We start from the raw sequence: 15,741 nt of genomic DNA on the forward strand, positions 1-15,741 counted from the left end.
AGGAAGGGAAAATAGACATGAATTTCACTCAATTGGAAGGCAAAAGATTATCATTAATCCCAATTGAATATGAGCACGCCGATTCATTATTTCAATGCTCACAATTTCCCGAAATTTGGGAGCACCTGCCAACAAAAGTTCAAACCATAGAAGAAATGTGGAATTTTATTCATTCAGCGGTTTTGGGAAGGGAAAGCGGAGAAGAATTTCCGTACGCTGTCTTTGATAAAAAATTAAACAAAATGGTTGGAATGACTCGATATTTACGGATATCGCCTGTACACAAGAATTTAAATGTTGGCTGGACATGGTATTCCCCTGAGGTTTGGAGAACGGGGGTAAACACGGAATGTAAATACTTGTTACTAAAATATGCATTTGAGATATGGGAAGCTGTTCGTGTCGAAATTATCGCTGCGTCAACAAATTGCCGTTCACAAAAAGCTATTGAACGGTTGGGAGCAAAAAAGGAAGGGATCCTTAGGAAAAAGTATAATGGATTAGATTATGTTGTATACAGTATTATTGATGAGGATTGGCACGATGTTAAGAATCGTCTTAAGTCATTCACTGGTTTGGAGCAACTCGAATAGTCAAGTCGTGACTGTCGATACGCAAGGGCATGTGAATGCAACGGGGGCAGGAGTAGCGATGATTTGTGCCTGTATTAATAATAACCTAACGGGAGGTAATCTTCTCGCAATTCCTGGTGTTTTTAAAAAGGACCTGACGGACTTCAATGAAGTCTAACAGGTCCATTTTTTTGACTTGTTTCTACACATTTGTTTGAAGTATATTTTCCAAGCTAGTCAAGTCTATGAAGTAGGATGTAGAAGAAATTAAAAATGTCCCTAAACAAGTTAAAAGAGACCGTATACAATAATTTTCCAGTTAAGTAAAGTTGAAATGTAATCGCTTACGATAATTGATTTAGTAATGGAGGTGGCATCACAAGTATAGAACATGTTTCAAATTTTTTTAATTACATGATTTACATTTGAAGGGAGAAGTGATGCTATGAAACAAAAGCTTGGTCGTTTATGTTCTTCATTTCTTGTGCTATCTCTGCTAGTAGCCAGCGGGTTCACCCTAATTTCAGGAAAGCAAGTGGCTTATGCGGCAGCACTTACCATCGAGCAAAACACAATAGGAAACATTTTCTATGAAAATGACACCAAGAGCTTCAAAATCAATACGGATGGGGACTCGATTGATTGGGTTTATTCCGATTATTGGGGTAACACCGTAAAGTCCGGAAGTCAAGCGGTGAGCGGTGGATCCGTCCTGCTAACCGTTAATCCCGGTAAAAAGGGATGGTTCAAATTGGTTATTACGGCCAAGCAGAACGGGAACGTTATTGCCTCTCAAGAAACCTCGTTCGCCGTCGTTTCGAATTTCGATCTGAGTCAGGTGGCGGATTCGCATTTTTCCGTGCAAACGCATGCCGCTCGAACCGACCTAATTGCTCAAGACCCGGCAGTTCTGCTCCCCATTGCCAAGAAAATGGGAGTTAAGTATGTCAGGGATGCCTTGAGATGGGAGTACATTGAGGATACGACGAAGGGGGTTTATAACTTTAAAGATAAGCCCTTCCTTGAAAATTTCATGTCGGGTGTGAAGGCGAATGATCTCAAGCCCTATATCACTCTAGCTTTATATAATAATTTATACGATGGGGGAAATGCACCGACGAGTCTGGAGGCAAGATCGGCTTTTGCTAATTATGGCAAGCAAGTATTGGCCCAATATCCTCAGATCGGTCAAGTGGAGATTTGGAACGAACCAGACATTCCTACGTTTGGAAAGGGACTTACCACGGAGGCCGAAAAAGCGGATTTTTATTTCAATTTGTTAAAAGCATCATACGAACAAATTCATCACGATTTTCCCAATGTGAAAATTACCGGATTCGTATTCGGTGATCAAGGTTCGGACTCCTTCTTAGAATCGCTTTATCAAAAAGGTGCGCTGAATTATCTGAGTGAATATTCATTTCATGCGTACCCGAAAAATCCTGAGGATATCGTTACTGATATTAACAGGCACAGAAATATAATGAAAAAATATAACAACAATCAAACCATTCCCATGAATCTTTCGGAGACAGGATTTACTAACTATAATTTCACTGAGCATGTTCAAGCCAACTATGTGGCTAGAAGGATTGTCACTGCTTTGGCCAATGGGATCCAAAAAATCAATATCTATAATTTGCAAAATAAATCCACCGTTCCCAATGATTTTGAGGGGACGTACGGATTGATTCGGAATCCCGGCGATGCAAAAGGGGCCTATGTACCGAAGCCGGCCTTTGCAGCCTACGCAACTATGACCCGGGAATTAACGGGAGCGGATTTCCAAACCACGGAGAATGTTGCGTCTGGTATTTATGTTCACAAGTTTCATAAAGGAATGGAAGATATTCGGGTTATGTACGCTCCTACAGGAGCCGACGTTAAGCTTTATACCCATGGCAGCCTTGATGTCACGGACTTAATGGGAAATACGCAAACGTATTCGCCGACGAATGGTTTTGTGCGACTACATTTGGATGAAAACCCGCTTTATGTCAAGGGTGGGTTGGAAGCTCCTATCGAAGAGATTCCACCGGCCATTACCTATCCGATCACCTTATACTATGGTTACAATAAGGGAGGCTATACGGAAGTCAATGGAACTAGTGGAGTGGCTACCAATAAATGGGTGGCGTCTTCCGTACTCAAAAGCTATGACGGGGGCATATCGAGAGCTATTACGAATCCGACGGGCGCATCCGCCAAATGGACGCCGACTATAGCCCAGCCCGGGCGTTATCGAGTAACAGCGTATCTTCCCGGAACACCCGCCACACCGGTGAATACCACAAAAGCGGCTTGGTATTCGATTTATATCAACGGAGTGAAACAGGAAACGAAGGTTGTGGATCAATTCTCCCTGCAAGGTTCTTGGCAGGTATTGGGTACTTACGAGTTTCCTAAGGGAACAGGCAGTTATATCATGATCGAGGACGGGAACCCCGCCCACGATCATCCGCTTCGGGCGGATGCCATTAAGCTGGAATCCATCCTTCCGACAGGAATTGCTCTGGATACCTCTTCACTGGATTTGCGGGTAGGAGATACGCATGCCTTCACAGCTGTGTTTACTCCCGCTGAGGCAACGGAGCAGACGCTGGTTTGGAGCAGCTCGAACAGTCAAGTCGTGACTGTCGATGCCGAGGGGCATGTGAATGCGATGGGGGCTGGAGAAGCGGTGATTCGTGCCACGAATCCACTGAGTTCCATTTATGCCGAAGCTAAAGTGAAAGTGACTCCGGTTGATAAAACAGCACCATCGACAACAGATAACGCTCCGACAAGTTGGGTAAATCATGATGTAACCGTAAGCTTGAATGCCAGTGATAGCGGATCAGGCGTTGCAGCTACATACTACACAATAGATGGTGGCGCGCAACGAACGGGCACGGACATTGCTTTGACAACGGAGGGAGTGCATACACTAGTCTATTGGAGTGTAGACAATGCAGGTAATATTGAAGCCCAACACACCACAACCGTTAAGCTCGACAAGACAGCGCCCGTAAGCGTTGCATCAGTAAATCCGGCTGCGCCAAACGGCAGCAACGGATGGTATACGTCGGATGTAACGATAAGCTTAGCTGTATATGACAATTTATCCGGCGTGGCGAAAACCGAATACCAGGTGAATGACGGGGCTTGGATCACCTATGCGGGTTCCATTCCTGCCTTTGGTGAAGGGGTTTATAAGGTCAATTATCGCAGCACGGATCAAGCGGGCAATGTAGAACAGACCCAAACCATCGAATTTAAGGTTGACAAAACGGCGCCAATATTAAACGTTCAATTGGATAAAACGTCGATATGGCCGACGAATCATAAAATGGTGACCATTCATGCCCTACTAAATTCGAGTGATACTGGATCAGGCGTTGCTTCTGTGGAGTTAACCTCCATTACGAGCAATGAACCCGATAGCGATCAAGGCGACATTGGGGCTAATTTCGGTACAGCGGCCACATCATTTAATTTACGCGCTGAAAGATCAGGTAGCGGAACGGGACGTATATACACGATTACGTATACGATAGCCGACAATGCAGGCAACCAAACGATTGCTTCCGAAACCGTCACGGTGCCTCATGATCAATCGGGAAATCATTAAGATATATTAGCCTCTTTAGCAATGCGGATATTTCTGGAGGAAGGCATTCCTGCCCTCCTCCAGTTTTTTAATGTTAAGTGAATCTTTTGCTATCAGAAGTAGATATATGATAGTAGATGTAAATAGATGAAAGTATCCAACGAAATCCCCTATTTCTTATAATAAATACATGCAAAGAGATTTGCATAAATAACAATCGGGGGTAATGAAATGAAGAAAAGAAGCTCAGAATCTAAGGTTATGATATCCATCGTAAGCTTCGCTTTATTGGCGTCTGCGTGCAGCACAACCAAATCTACAGAGCCAAGCAAAACATCAATGTCTCCAACGGAGTCAGCAACAACGATTAAAAAAGATGATCCATTCGGCAAGTATGATCCACCGATTGAGGTGACTGCGGTTCGGAGTATTGGTGCTTCGGTGAAATATAATCCGGGTGAAGATCTTGACAATAACGTTTGGACGAAGGAATTTCTGAATACTCTGGGTATCAAAATAAAATATACTTGGACTGCTCCTGATGCACAATACCAGCAAAAATTGAACCTTTCGATTGCCTCTGGTGAAATAGCGGATATTACTGCCGTAAACACGACGCAGTTGAAACAAATGGAGGAATCTGGTCAATTAGAAGATTTAACTGCGCTGTATGAGAAATATGCGGCTCCGTTCACGAAGGAAATTATTAATCAAGATGGCGGGCTAGCACTTAAATCAGCAACATTCAAGGGTAAGCTGCTGGCACTTCCTTATACAGCTGGGAGTTTGGGAGATGTAATGTGGATTCGTATGGATTGGCTGAAAAAACTAAATCTACCAGAACCCAAAACAATGGATGACGTACTTAAGATTTCTGAAGCGTTTTTCGCCAAAGATCCGGATGGGAATGGCAAGAATGATACACTTGGAATTGGAGCAAATAAACAAATATTTGAAGACATGGGCAGCCTGAGAGGTTTCTTTAATGGTTATCATGCCTATCCAGGAGCTTGGATTAAAGATGCTTCTGGTAAAGTGGTATCAGGCAGTATTCAACCAGAAATAAAACCCGTTTTAGCAAAATTGCGTGACTTGTACAAAGCAGGGCAAATCGACAAGGAGTTTCCGGTTAAAGATGGCGGTAAAGCTGTTGAATCCGTTATTGCAGGTAAATATGGCATTATGTTTGGTTCGGATTGGTTTCCCTATTATCCTTTTGTGGATGGGAAAACAAAGGATCCGAATATGGAGTGGAAGGCATTCGCAATCCCGTCCATTGATGATAAGCCTGCTAAAGTTACGGTGGCATTTCCTGTCTCTAAATATTTTGTTGTGAAAAAAGGTTCGAAGCATCCAGAAGCGGCGATTAAATTACTCAATCTCTTCTGTGAAAAAGAATGGGGTAAAACGGCAGATATTGAGAAGTACTCCGTAGCAAAAGATGGAATAGAGCTATTCAAGTACCCATTGGTTCAAACATGGCCAGCTCTTAAAGATATTCCCGATACCTATTTGGCCCTAAAAGACGCATTAGAGACAAAAGATCCAAAGAAGCTAAACGCGGAGCAAAAGGCTGGGTATGATAAAATTCTTGGTTTCATGAATGGAGATTCTGGAATAAATCTGATTAACTGGGCAACTATGCGACAAAAAGCACCAACGGATTCATCGTACGCAGTTGAATATAAGTACAAGAAAGAAAATTTACTCATGGTTAATGCTTTCTATGGTGCACCTACTCCAACTATGAAAGAAAAGTCGTCTACGCTTGATAAGATGACGCTCGAAGAATTCACTAAAATAATTATGGGAGTCGTACCTGTCGACGATTTTGATAATTTCGTTACCCAGTGGAAGAAACTTGGCGGAGATGACATGACGAACGAAGTAAACGTTTGGGCGGATACTCAGAAATAGGTTGCTGTAAGTAAAGGCGGGGAAGAAGAGTAAAGTATAAAGCTATCTTCCCCCTTTTTTTCCTGAATGGCACAGAATTCAAAAGGAAAGGATCGGGATTATGCCATCACGTATGCTTCGTGAATTGCCCCTGCATTTAATGCTTTTACCAGGTCTGGTATTAGTTTTGATTTTCAGTTATTTTCCGATGATCGGAATTGTGATTGCTTTTCAAAATTTTAATTCGGCTAACGGATTATTTGGTTCAAAATGGATCGGGTTTGCTAATTTCACTTATATTTTAAACCTACCTGATTTCTTTCAGGTGCTTTGGAACACGGTTTTTATTGCTGTAATGAAAATTGTTGCGGGACTGATTGTGCCGATTACAATTGCTCTTTTATTGAATGAAGTGAATAAGGGATTTATTAAAAAGGGCGTTCAAACGCTGATTTACTTGCCTCATTTTTTATCATGGATTATTCTCAGTGGAATTTTGATCGATATTCTCTCCCCGTCATCGGGCATCATCAATCAATTTTTAAAACTATTCGGATTGGATCCTATATTTTTTCTAGGCAGCATCAAATGGTTTCCATTTGTTATGGTTATTTCTGATGTGTGGAAGGAGTTCGGATTTAGCACCATCGTCTATTTAGCAGCATTAGCCGGCATAAATCCATCACTTTATGAAGCGGCGTTTATGGATGGTGCGAATCGTTGGAAACAGACGTTGCATATCACATTGCCGGGGATTAGTCCGATCATTATTTTATTAACCACTTTAAGTTTAGGAAATGTATTGAATGCTGGTTTTGATCAAGTGTTCAATTTGTATAGTCCGGCAGTCTATCAGAGCGGGGATATTATTGACACATTCGTGTATCGGATGGGGATGCTAGATGCCCATTATGGGACTGCGACAGCAATTGGTTTATTTAAATCTGCGGTCTCTTTTGTATTGATCTCGGTTTCCTATTGGTTGGCTTCTCAGTTTGCCAACTATCGGATTTTTTAAGAAAGAAGGTAGTTCGTTATGCAAACCGTTTCTTTAGGACGGAGAGTGTTTCTTGTTGTTACTTATACTTTTTTATGTTTACTGGCTCTATTGTGTTTGTTCCCACTCATTCATGTACTTGCTATTTCGTTCAGTTCGTCCAGCGAAGCTTCAGCTGGTTCGGTTAAGTTCTGGCCTGTAGATTTCACAATTCAATCGTATACATATATTTTGCGTAAACCGGAGTTTCTGCGATCTTTTGTTGTAACGATTGAACGAGTGATTCTCGGAACATCGCTCAGTATGTTATTAACTCTTTTAATGGCTTATCCTTTATCAAAGGAAACCAAAGTATTTAAACTCCGCACCTATTACGTTTGGTATTTTGTTTTCACGATCTTGTTCAGCGGTGGATTGATTCCTTGGTATATGACGATCAAATTTACGGGGTTGCTTGATACAATTTGGGCTTTGGTTCTGCCTGGTGGTGTCGCTGTTTTTCATATCATTCTATTATTGAACTTTTTTCGCGGATTACCTAAGGAGCTTGAAGAAGCTGTTTTTATAGATGGCTCAGGACATTGGGGTGCTTTATGGAAGATTTATGTCCCGCTTTCTCTGCCTGCTCTAGCGACGATCGCTCTATTTACAATTGTACATCATTGGAATTCATGGTTTGATGGTTTGGTTCTCATGAACTCTCCAGAAAAATATCCGTTATCCAGCTATTTACAAACGATAATTATTGACAATAATCTCGCCAATGTACGGGATCAGGATGTAGCCTCTTTAGTGGCCGTATCAGATCGAACTGCCAAAGCAGCTCAAATATTCCTGGGTGCTCTACCGATTCTCTTGATTTACCCTTTCTTGCAAAGATTTTTTGTTAAAGGGATTACTTTAGGGAGTGTAAAAGAGTAGAAAATGAAGTCATATGGAGGAATTATGATGGCAATAACTAACACACCGATCATCCGAGGAGCAGTGGTCGGATATAGTAGAGCGTTTAATATGGGACAACTGCATGGCGAACAAATGAATCTGGCTGGGTTAGAGTTTGCCGCTGTTTGTGAGATTGACGAAGCTTGCCTGAATCAGGCAAAAATCGATTTTCCGAATATCCGAACATTTCAAACGATAGAGGAATTGCTGGCCCAACCGGATATCCATCTCATTACGATCATTACGCCGCATCATACACATGCAGAACTTGCAATGAAAGTGCTGGAAAGCGGCAAACACTGTATATTGGAAAAACCGATGTGCATTGATACGGATGATGCTGAAGCACTTGTGCGAAAAGCGATTGAAAAAGGTGTCATGCTATCCGTTTATCATAATCGTCGTTGGGATGGATGGTATTTGACTTTACAGGATTTGATTCAAAAAGATTTGCTCGGCGAGATATTTTCAGTGGAAATGTCCATCGGTGGTCACGGACACCCCGGATATTGGTGGCGATCCGACAAAGTAGTCTCGGGGGGCGCTTTCTACGATTGGGGTGCACATTATATCGACTGGCTGCTTGGTATCGTGCCCGGAAAAATAAAGTCGATTCGCGGTTTTGTGCAAAAACGGCTATGGCATGATGTGACAAATGAAGATCATATGGAAAGCATCATTGTGTTTGAAGGCGGTGCGGTCGCTAATGTGCAAGTATCTTCCATCGCTCGCGCTGGTAAAGCGAACCGCCGCATCTTGGGTACAAAAGGTGCGGTCATAAGCAATCACAACGAGAATTATTTGATGCTATATACGGAATTAAACGGTTTAAAGGTCGAGAGCAAAGTTCCTCTTATGAAGGATGAATGGCATAACTATTATCAAAACATTGCGGATCACCTGTTAAAGGGTGCGGAGCTCATTGTGAAGCCCGAGGAGGCCCGACGTATTATCGCTGTGCTAGACACGACAGCCAAATCGGCGGCAGCAGACCGGGAACTGCCAGTGCCTTATGAATGAGAATTCTTATTGGAACGATAACGTAGGGAGATGAATGGAAATGGCTGGAATTTCTGTGGGTCTGCAACTTTATACGCTGCGCGAAGAAACAAAGGAGGATTTTTTGGGAACATTGCATAAAGTAGCCGCAATGGGATACAAAGTGGTGGAGTTTGCCGGATATGGCGACGTTCCAGCCAAAGAAATGAAGAAAGTACTTGATGACCTCGATTTAACGGCATCATCTAGCCATACCATAGGGCTGAAATTTGATATGGATATGAAGGAGATATTTGCGCTGCTTGACAAGCAAATGGTATATAATCTGACGATCGGAAGCCGTTACCTGATTTCCTCGTGGTCAAAGATGGAAATGATGAATTCGAAGGAAGAGATCGGCGTTTTTGCGGCGAAGATACGGGCCGTTGGCGAACGCTGCAAGCAAAATGGGCTGCAGTATTGCTATCACAACCACGATTTTGAATTCGCAAAAGTAGATGACCAGTATAAACTTGATGTCCTTTATAACGCCGTCGAAGCCGATCTGTTGCAAGCGGAATTGGATTTATACTGGGTGCAAAAAGGCGGTATCGATCCGAAAACGTACCTACAGACCTACAAAGGCCGTTGTCCGCTTGTTCACGTGAAGGATATGGCCGATGATGCGGAACGGTCGTTTGCCGAAGTCGGCCACGGAATTATCGATTATCCTTCGATATTTGCGATTGCTGCTGAGGTGGGCGTGAAGTATTACATCGTCGAACAAGATATCTGCAAGAGACCACCGCTGGAAAGCGTAAGAATGAGTATCGACTATTTGAAATCGCTTGGGATTGCTTAATTAACGATAAGGGAGTGAATAAGATGGTTCGATCCATGTATGAGTACGATGTAATTGTGGCAGGCGGCGGGCCGAGCGGAATTGCAGCGGCAGTCGCTGCCGCACGAGAAGGCGCGAAGACGCTCCTGATTGAACGGTACGGCTTCCTCGGCGGAGCGGGTACGGCCATGATGGTCAATCCGTGGATGTCTTATTGGGCCGGAGATAACAAACAAGTACAAATCATTTTCGGCGTCTTGCAAGAACTGATTGATGGCATGACAAGAATGGGGATGTACGGACATCCGATGCAGAAGACTGCGTTTGATCCGGAAGCGCTGAAGGTGGTGGCAGAACAACTCTGTCTGGATGCCGGCGTAACGCTGTTGTATCATACCTTTCTTGGTGACGTTCGTATGGATAGCAGCGGGGCTGTCATCGAAGGCATCACAGTTGCAAACAAATCGGGGCTTGTCGACCTCAAGGCGCGTATGTATATAGACGCGACGGGAGATGCCGATTTGGCGGCATTCGCCGGTGCGCAAGTGGAAAAGGGCCGCGAAGTTGACAGCCTGAGCCAGCCGATGACGCTTAACTTCCGCATGGCCAACATCGATGTGGGCCGTATGCCGGAGAGAATTGAAATCACACGGCGATACCTCGAAGCAAAAGCCCGCGGAGAGATCGATTGTCCTCGGGAAAATGTGTTGTGGTTTTACACTAATCAGACGGGGGTTATCCATTTCAACTCGACCCGCATCATTCTGAAGGATGCCACGAATCCCTGGGAACTTACGGAGGCGGAAATCGAGGGACGCCGGCAGGTTCAGGAGTTTGTCCGGTTCTTGACCACCAAGATCGAAGGATTCGAACATGCGTATCTTCAAACAACAGCCCCTCAAATTGGCGTAAGGGAATCGCGTAGAGTTGTCGGCGAATATATGTTGACGGCCGAAGAACTTCTTCAGGCCTGCAAATTTGACGATGTTATCGCTCGTGGCGCCTATCCTGTCGATATTCACAATCCGAACGGGGAAGGTACTGTCATCAAGGAGTCTGAATCCCGGTGAGTGGTATGAAATTCCGTTCCGCTGTCTCATACCGAAGAAAATAGAAAATTTGTTGATTGCTGGACGGCCGATCTCTGCCACACACGAGGCGCATTCGGCTATCCGCGTCCAACCGATCGCAATAGCCATCGGGCAAGCGGCCGGAGCCGCAGCTGCATTGTGCGTACGTGATAATAGGAGATCGCGGGAACTGGATGTCGGCAAAGTACAGGAAGCGTTAACACGACAAGGAGCGAAACTCGGGGTTGAAGTGAGCTGAAAATGAGCTGACAAACGCAAAATATCCGTGCATATGAAAGAAACAACAGGGTGCAATCTGAACCTGTTGTTTCTTTTGCTCACTATAGATTTGACGGGGATAAAGGGGTGGCAACCATAAGAATCGAGTGGCGCGTTCGACAATTTTCCATATTCCCGAAAATTATTGTTGCATTTCTAATGATTATTGTACCTATTTACGTTCTTAGCTTGATAATGAACATATATGGTGAGGCAAGTGTAAGAGAAGAGATCTCTATGTCTATGAAGTCACGCGTCCATTTCTATCTGAATTCTTTCGAGTCGGAAATGAACCGTCTGATAAAATTAAATAGAGAGTATTCTTTTGATGAGGATTTAAGAAACTTGAGTACAATAGCTCCAGGGATGACTGAATTTGAACGTGTGAAGGCAATCCTTAGTTTACAAAATAAATTATTGCTCATGAAAAACTCCAGCCTTTATGTGGAAGACGTAAAGGTTTATATTCCGCTGCTGGAGAGGACGATACACGCGAATTATTATGGTGATGAATTACCTTTAGAAGAATTAAATGCGCTGGAGCATTTTTCCGACAATCATATGTACCCGTTCATATATTGGCATAACCGTTTGCTAATAAGTGAGCTATATCCCAAGCCTATTACTCCAAATAAAATGCCGATTTTTACTAGTGAGGTGGAATTGTCGGAAAATGAAATTAAGCAGTCGCTTCTGCAAGCTTCCCATACAAGTCAAGGTGGAGCTGTTTTGTTGGATTCAAATCAAAGCTGGTTCATTGCAAATGATCCAGACATGAGAATGGTTCCCAAATTGAAAGAATTCATGATGAGTAAGTCGTTTCAAGAGGAATTTATTGGACAAGGCTATATGGAAATGGAGCGAAAAAACTATTTAATAACCTATGAACGTTCGCATTCGTTGAATACGATTTTTTTGGTATATGTACCGGAATCACAGATTCTTGGACCATTGAATAAATATCGCAATTGGTTTTGGATCTTATCATTTTCATCTGTTTTAGTTATTATTTTATTCTCAGCTTGGATTTATCGGCAAATCCACCAACCTTTGCGTAAAATGGTGTTTGCATTTCGAAAGGTGGAAACTGGGAACCTTGGAATCAGCATAAAGCATAAAAATTATGATGAATTCGATTACTTATATAAGCAGTTTAATGAAATGGTGAGCAGGCTTCAATCGATGATTCATGAGGTGTATGAACAGAAAATAAGATCGCAACGGGCGGAGTTAAAGCAGTTGCAGTCGCAAATCAATCCGCATTTCTTATACAATAGTTATTTTGTCCTTTATCGAATGGCGAAGAGCCATGATATCGAGAATGTGATTCGGTTTACGAAGCATTTGGGTGACTATTTTCAATTTATTACGCGTAATGCTCCAGATGAAGTAACTTTGGAGTTGGAAATCAAGCTTGCCAATGCATATGTTGAGATTCAAATGATTCGTTTTTCCAACCGTATAGTAACCAAATGGGATGATCTGCCCGAAGATTGTAAGAACTTAAAACTTCCGCGTTTGATCCTGCAACCGATTATTGAAAATGCTTATAACCATGGTTTGGAACACAAATTGAATGCCGGTATAGTGGAAATTAAAATTTTGAAGCATGCCAGCTATCTTTGTATCACCATTGAGGATAATGGGGAGGGACTCAGTGACGAAGCATTGGAAAAAATACACCTGAGTTTACTGTCTTCCTATAACATAGGGGAAACGACCGGCTTACAAAACGTTCATGCACGACTTCAATTGAAGTTCGGATCCGACTCCGGTTTGTCTGTTTCAAGAGGACAATTGGGCGGATTACGGGTTGAAATGAAATTTACAATCAAAAAGGGTGAAAACGATGTACCGATTATTGATTGTTGACGACGAACCTGTTATTGTGAACGGCTTAGTGGATCTTTTTAGTGAACCAAATGATTTGAATTTAGAGATTTATTGGGCGTATTCGTCATTCGAGGCCATCGAGAGGTTAACCAAAACAAAGATGGATATCGTATTATCGGATATCAGAATGCCACTTAAAAGCGGACTTGAATTACAGAAGGAAATTATGCTGCAATGGCCTCGTTGCAAGGTGATTTTTCTTACCGGCTACAATGATTTTGCATTTGTTCAAGAAGCGATGCGTAATGGTAGTGTTGATTATGTGCTTAAGACCGAAGGGGATGAAAAACTACTAGAAACCGTTGAAAAGGCAATCGTAAGCTTGAAAAAAGAGGTCGAAGTCGACCATCTGATTCAGGAGGCCAAAAGACAGATTTATAGGGCGTTGCCTTCTTTGCAGAAAGAGTTTCTCTGGGATTTGCTGCAAGGGGATCCTTATTCGTTACAAACCATGCCAAAGCAATTTAGTGATTTGCAGATTAGACTCGATGCCAAGGCTTCCGTTTTATTGGTGCTCGGACGAGTCGATAACTGGAAGCAGGACATCAGTCCTTCCGATCGTATGCGATTGCTATTTGCCATTCAAAACATTGCTGAAGAGTACATGTCTGTATCGTCGTCTGTTTTTTCCATTGTGTATGATCGAAGTAAATTGGTTTGGTTGATCCAACCTCAAATTCAAGACAAATCAAGTGAGGAATATGTCGCAGAGTCGTGGAAACGTACCATTCTGTTTGTTCATGGCATGTTGGAATCGATTCAGTCTACTTGTAAAGATTTGCTTAGTTTGCCTATTTCTTTTGTTGCAGCAAGTGAACCTGTAGGTTGGGACGGTACTGCTGAAAAATTTGAAGCTTTAAAGTCCTTATTTAGTCAGGGCTTTGGGATGAGTTCGGAATTGTTGTTGATTGAAAATGACTTTTACCTCCATGATCCTCTGAATACAATCGTATCCAACGGGCAAGTGCGTCTTCATCTTAAAAAAATTGATTTTTTGAAGACTTATTTGGAAAATGGTCGTAAGACGGAATTCTTTGAGCTTTATCTGGACTTCATGAATACAATAAATATTTATCCTTCCCATGTAGACAGCTTGAAAATAGAAATCTATTACTCGCTGTTTTCCATTTTTCTTTCTCAATTGAATCGTCATGGCCTACAAAAAGAAATGAACGATAAAGTGGACATCAATAAACGTAGTCAGATAGAACACAATTCTTGGGATGAGGTCATTGATTATTTTTCGAATTTAGCAGAAATTCTTTTTGAACATCAAGTAAATGAACGCACGGTCAAAGGAAATGAGTATATTGCTAAAGTTGAAGGGTACATCAAGCAGAATGTGTCTGGAGACCTATCGTTGGCATGTATCGGAGAAGCGGTTGGTTTGAATCCATCTTACCTTTCTCGGCTCTATAAACAGGCTACGGGCCAAGGGTTATCCAGTTTAATTACTGAAGCTCGAATGATGGAAGCCAAAGCAATGTTACACGACAAAAAATATAAAATTCATGAAATTTCGAAGCATGTAGGCTTTGTTTCTGATCATCATTTTTATCGATTTTTCAAGAAAGCTATGAATATGACCCCTCAGGAATACCGCGAATCTGTAAATTGAACGAAAGCAACGCTGGACAAACCGGTTTTATCTGGAAATAACTGGGATGCGATGGAAGCTTCACCCTTTAAATAACTCACTTGACACGAATACGCTCGGTCAGCAGGAATGGGCCTCGGCATGTGGAAGAATTATACAAGTATTCGTACTAGATTGTAGATAGCCGAGATCATGTAAGGAGGAAACGTATGTTTTTTACGATTGAGAAGTTGGAAAAGCGTCTCCAAGAATTAGATCCATTTCGCTACCGAGATAAGCTGGAGCTGAAGGGGCTTCGAATAAAAGAAGAAATCAATACGCAAATCGGTCTTTATCCGGAAGAGGACGGTGAGTGGAAAGCAATACAGTGCGGTGAAAGTTGGCAGGGGTACGATCAATACTTTTGGCTGGCTGCCGATGTTCAAATTCCTGAGCAGTGGAAAGACAACAAGGTATTGGGGTATTTTCAAATGGGGGCAAGCGGTAGAGGAGGGAGTGGCAGTTTCGAGTCACTGTTGTTCGTAAATGGCTCTCCCTATCAGGGATTAGATAACAACCATCGAGAAGTATTTCTAGATTCAAAGCTTGCGGGAACGTCAGTCGCGTTACGCTTTCGCATGTGGTCTGGATTAAACGGATATAGCCCTTCCACATCCCCGTTAGCATACACCATTCAGCGCTTGGAGCTTTGCTGGCTGGATGAACTGACGGACGACCTCTATTTTACGGCCAAAGCGGTGCTGCAGACGATAAAAATACTGGATGAAAATCGGATCGAATACCAGACGCTTCTTAAAATGATTGATCGCACATTTTTATGTATCGACTGGTCGAGGCCGGGGTCGGACTCCTTTTATCAATCGATCAAAGAAGCCGCAGACTTGTTACGTGAACAGTTGCAAAAGGAACCAAAAACCCATGCTGTCGTCGTACAATGTATCGGCCATACGCATATCGACGTTGCTTGGTTATGGAGGCTGCAGCATACTCGGGAGAAAGCGGCGCGTTCCTTCTCCACCGTACTTCGATTAATGGAGCAGTATCCGGACTACGTGTTTCTACAGACCCAGACCGCAGCTGTATGAAT

At 42.7% G+C, this 15,741-nt stretch carries 13 protein-coding genes; all 13 read left to right on the forward strand.

Going from position 1 to position 15,741, the window contains the following annotated elements:
- The first annotated feature begins 17 nt into the window (after window positions 1–17).
- The 13 genes from ACBP55_RS13500 to ACBP55_RS13560 all read left to right on the forward strand — a co-directional run bounded on the left by ACBP55_RS13500 (window position 18) and on the right by ACBP55_RS13560 (window position 15,739).
- Window positions 18–593, forward strand: a complete 576-nt coding sequence (locus tag ACBP55_RS13500; protein ID WP_464652225.1) for a GNAT family N-acetyltransferase — start codon at window positions 18–20, stop codon at window positions 591–593.
- Complete coding sequence (locus ACBP55_RS13505; RefSeq protein ID WP_464652227.1) at window positions 544–750, forward strand: hypothetical protein; 207 nt, start codon at window positions 544–546, stop codon at window positions 748–750. The genes ACBP55_RS13500 and ACBP55_RS13505 overlap by 50 nt, the downstream gene beginning before the upstream one ends.
- A 267-nt stretch (window positions 751–1,017) precedes the next feature.
- Window positions 1,018–4,182 carry an OmpL47-type beta-barrel domain-containing protein gene (locus tag ACBP55_RS13510; protein ID WP_464652229.1) on the forward strand — a complete coding sequence of 1,055 codons (3,165 nt, stop codon included), beginning with the start codon at window positions 1,018–1,020 and terminating at the stop codon, window positions 4,180–4,182.
- A 210-nt stretch (window positions 4,183–4,392) separates the two neighbouring features.
- Window positions 4,393–6,078 carry an extracellular solute-binding protein gene (locus ACBP55_RS13515; protein WP_464652230.1) on the forward strand — a complete coding sequence of 562 codons (1,686 nt, stop codon included), beginning with the start codon at window positions 4,393–4,395 and terminating at the stop codon, window positions 6,076–6,078.
- A 100-nt stretch (window positions 6,079–6,178) separates the two neighbouring features.
- Entirely contained in the window at window positions 6,179–7,075 is an 897-nt protein-coding gene (locus ACBP55_RS13520) for an ABC transporter permease (RefSeq protein ID WP_464652231.1), read from the forward strand.
- Between the two features lie 18 nt (window positions 7,076–7,093).
- Window positions 7,094–7,975 (forward strand): carbohydrate ABC transporter permease, encoded by an 882-nt coding sequence (locus ACBP55_RS13525; protein ID WP_464652232.1) that lies wholly within the window; start codon window positions 7,094–7,096, stop codon window positions 7,973–7,975.
- 24 nt (window positions 7,976–7,999) lie between these two features.
- On the forward strand, window positions 8,000–9,016 hold the full coding sequence (locus ACBP55_RS13530; protein ID WP_464652234.1) for a Gfo/Idh/MocA family protein: 1,017 nt from the start codon (window positions 8,000–8,002) through the stop codon (window positions 9,014–9,016).
- Window positions 9,017–9,056: 40 nt separating this feature from the next.
- Entirely contained in the window at window positions 9,057–9,836 is a 780-nt protein-coding gene (locus ACBP55_RS13535) for a sugar phosphate isomerase/epimerase family protein (protein ID WP_464652235.1), read from the forward strand.
- Between the two features lie 23 nt (window positions 9,837–9,859).
- Window positions 9,860–10,885 (forward strand): FAD-dependent oxidoreductase, encoded by a 1,026-nt coding sequence (locus tag ACBP55_RS13540; protein WP_464652237.1) that lies wholly within the window; start codon window positions 9,860–9,862, stop codon window positions 10,883–10,885.
- The gene (locus ACBP55_RS13545; RefSeq protein WP_464652238.1) at window positions 10,800–11,144 is read left to right on the forward strand and encodes an FAD-dependent oxidoreductase; all 345 of its coding nucleotides are present in this window, start codon (window positions 10,800–10,802) and stop codon (window positions 11,142–11,144) included. Before ACBP55_RS13540 ends, ACBP55_RS13545 begins: the two co-directional genes overlap by 86 nt.
- Before the next feature lie 365 nt (window positions 11,145–11,509).
- Window positions 11,510–13,036: a sensor histidine kinase gene (locus ACBP55_RS13550; RefSeq protein ID WP_464652240.1), complete on the forward strand. Its 1,527-nt coding sequence runs from the start codon at window positions 11,510–11,512 to the stop codon at window positions 13,034–13,036.
- Complete coding sequence (locus ACBP55_RS13555; RefSeq protein WP_464652242.1) at window positions 13,014–14,675, forward strand: response regulator transcription factor; 1,662 nt, start codon at window positions 13,014–13,016, stop codon at window positions 14,673–14,675. Before ACBP55_RS13550 ends, ACBP55_RS13555 begins: the two co-directional genes overlap by 23 nt.
- Before the next feature lie 188 nt (window positions 14,676–14,863).
- Entirely contained in the window at window positions 14,864–15,739 is an 876-nt protein-coding gene (locus tag ACBP55_RS13560) for a glycoside hydrolase family 38 N-terminal domain-containing protein (protein WP_464652244.1), read from the forward strand.
- The last annotated feature ends 2 nt before the right edge of the window (window positions 15,740–15,741 follow it).

Source organism: Paenibacillus sp. WG02, assembly GCF_055396115.1.

Excerpts from the sequence above, each read along its gene's own strand:
- ACBP55_RS13500 (WP_464652225.1), top strand. The coding sequence starts at position 18 with ATGAATTTCACTCAATTGGAAGGCAAAAGATTATCATTAATCCCAATT.
- ACBP55_RS13505 (WP_464652227.1), top strand. The coding sequence starts at position 544 with ATGTTAAGAATCGTCTTAAGTCATTCACTGGTTTGGAGCAACTCGAAT.
- ACBP55_RS13510 (WP_464652229.1), top strand. The coding sequence starts at position 1,018 with ATGAAACAAAAGCTTGGTCGTTTATGTTCTTCATTTCTTGTGCTATCT.
- ACBP55_RS13515 (WP_464652230.1), top strand. The coding sequence starts at position 4,393 with ATGAAGAAAAGAAGCTCAGAATCTAAGGTTATGATATCCATCGTAAGC.
- ACBP55_RS13520 (WP_464652231.1), top strand. The coding sequence starts at position 6,179 with ATGCCATCACGTATGCTTCGTGAATTGCCCCTGCATTTAATGCTTTTA.
- ACBP55_RS13525 (WP_464652232.1), top strand. The coding sequence starts at position 7,094 with ATGCAAACCGTTTCTTTAGGACGGAGAGTGTTTCTTGTTGTTACTTAT.
- ACBP55_RS13530 (WP_464652234.1), top strand. The coding sequence starts at position 8,000 with ATGATGGCAATAACTAACACACCGATCATCCGAGGAGCAGTGGTCGGA.
- ACBP55_RS13535 (WP_464652235.1), top strand. The coding sequence starts at position 9,057 with ATGGCTGGAATTTCTGTGGGTCTGCAACTTTATACGCTGCGCGAAGAA.
- ACBP55_RS13540 (WP_464652237.1), top strand. The coding sequence starts at position 9,860 with ATGGTTCGATCCATGTATGAGTACGATGTAATTGTGGCAGGCGGCGGG.
- ACBP55_RS13545 (WP_464652238.1), top strand. The coding sequence starts at position 10,800 with ATGTTATCGCTCGTGGCGCCTATCCTGTCGATATTCACAATCCGAACG.
- ACBP55_RS13555 (WP_464652242.1), top strand. The coding sequence starts at position 13,014 with ATGTACCGATTATTGATTGTTGACGACGAACCTGTTATTGTGAACGGC.
- ACBP55_RS13560 (WP_464652244.1), top strand. The coding sequence starts at position 14,864 with ATGTTTTTTACGATTGAGAAGTTGGAAAAGCGTCTCCAAGAATTAGAT.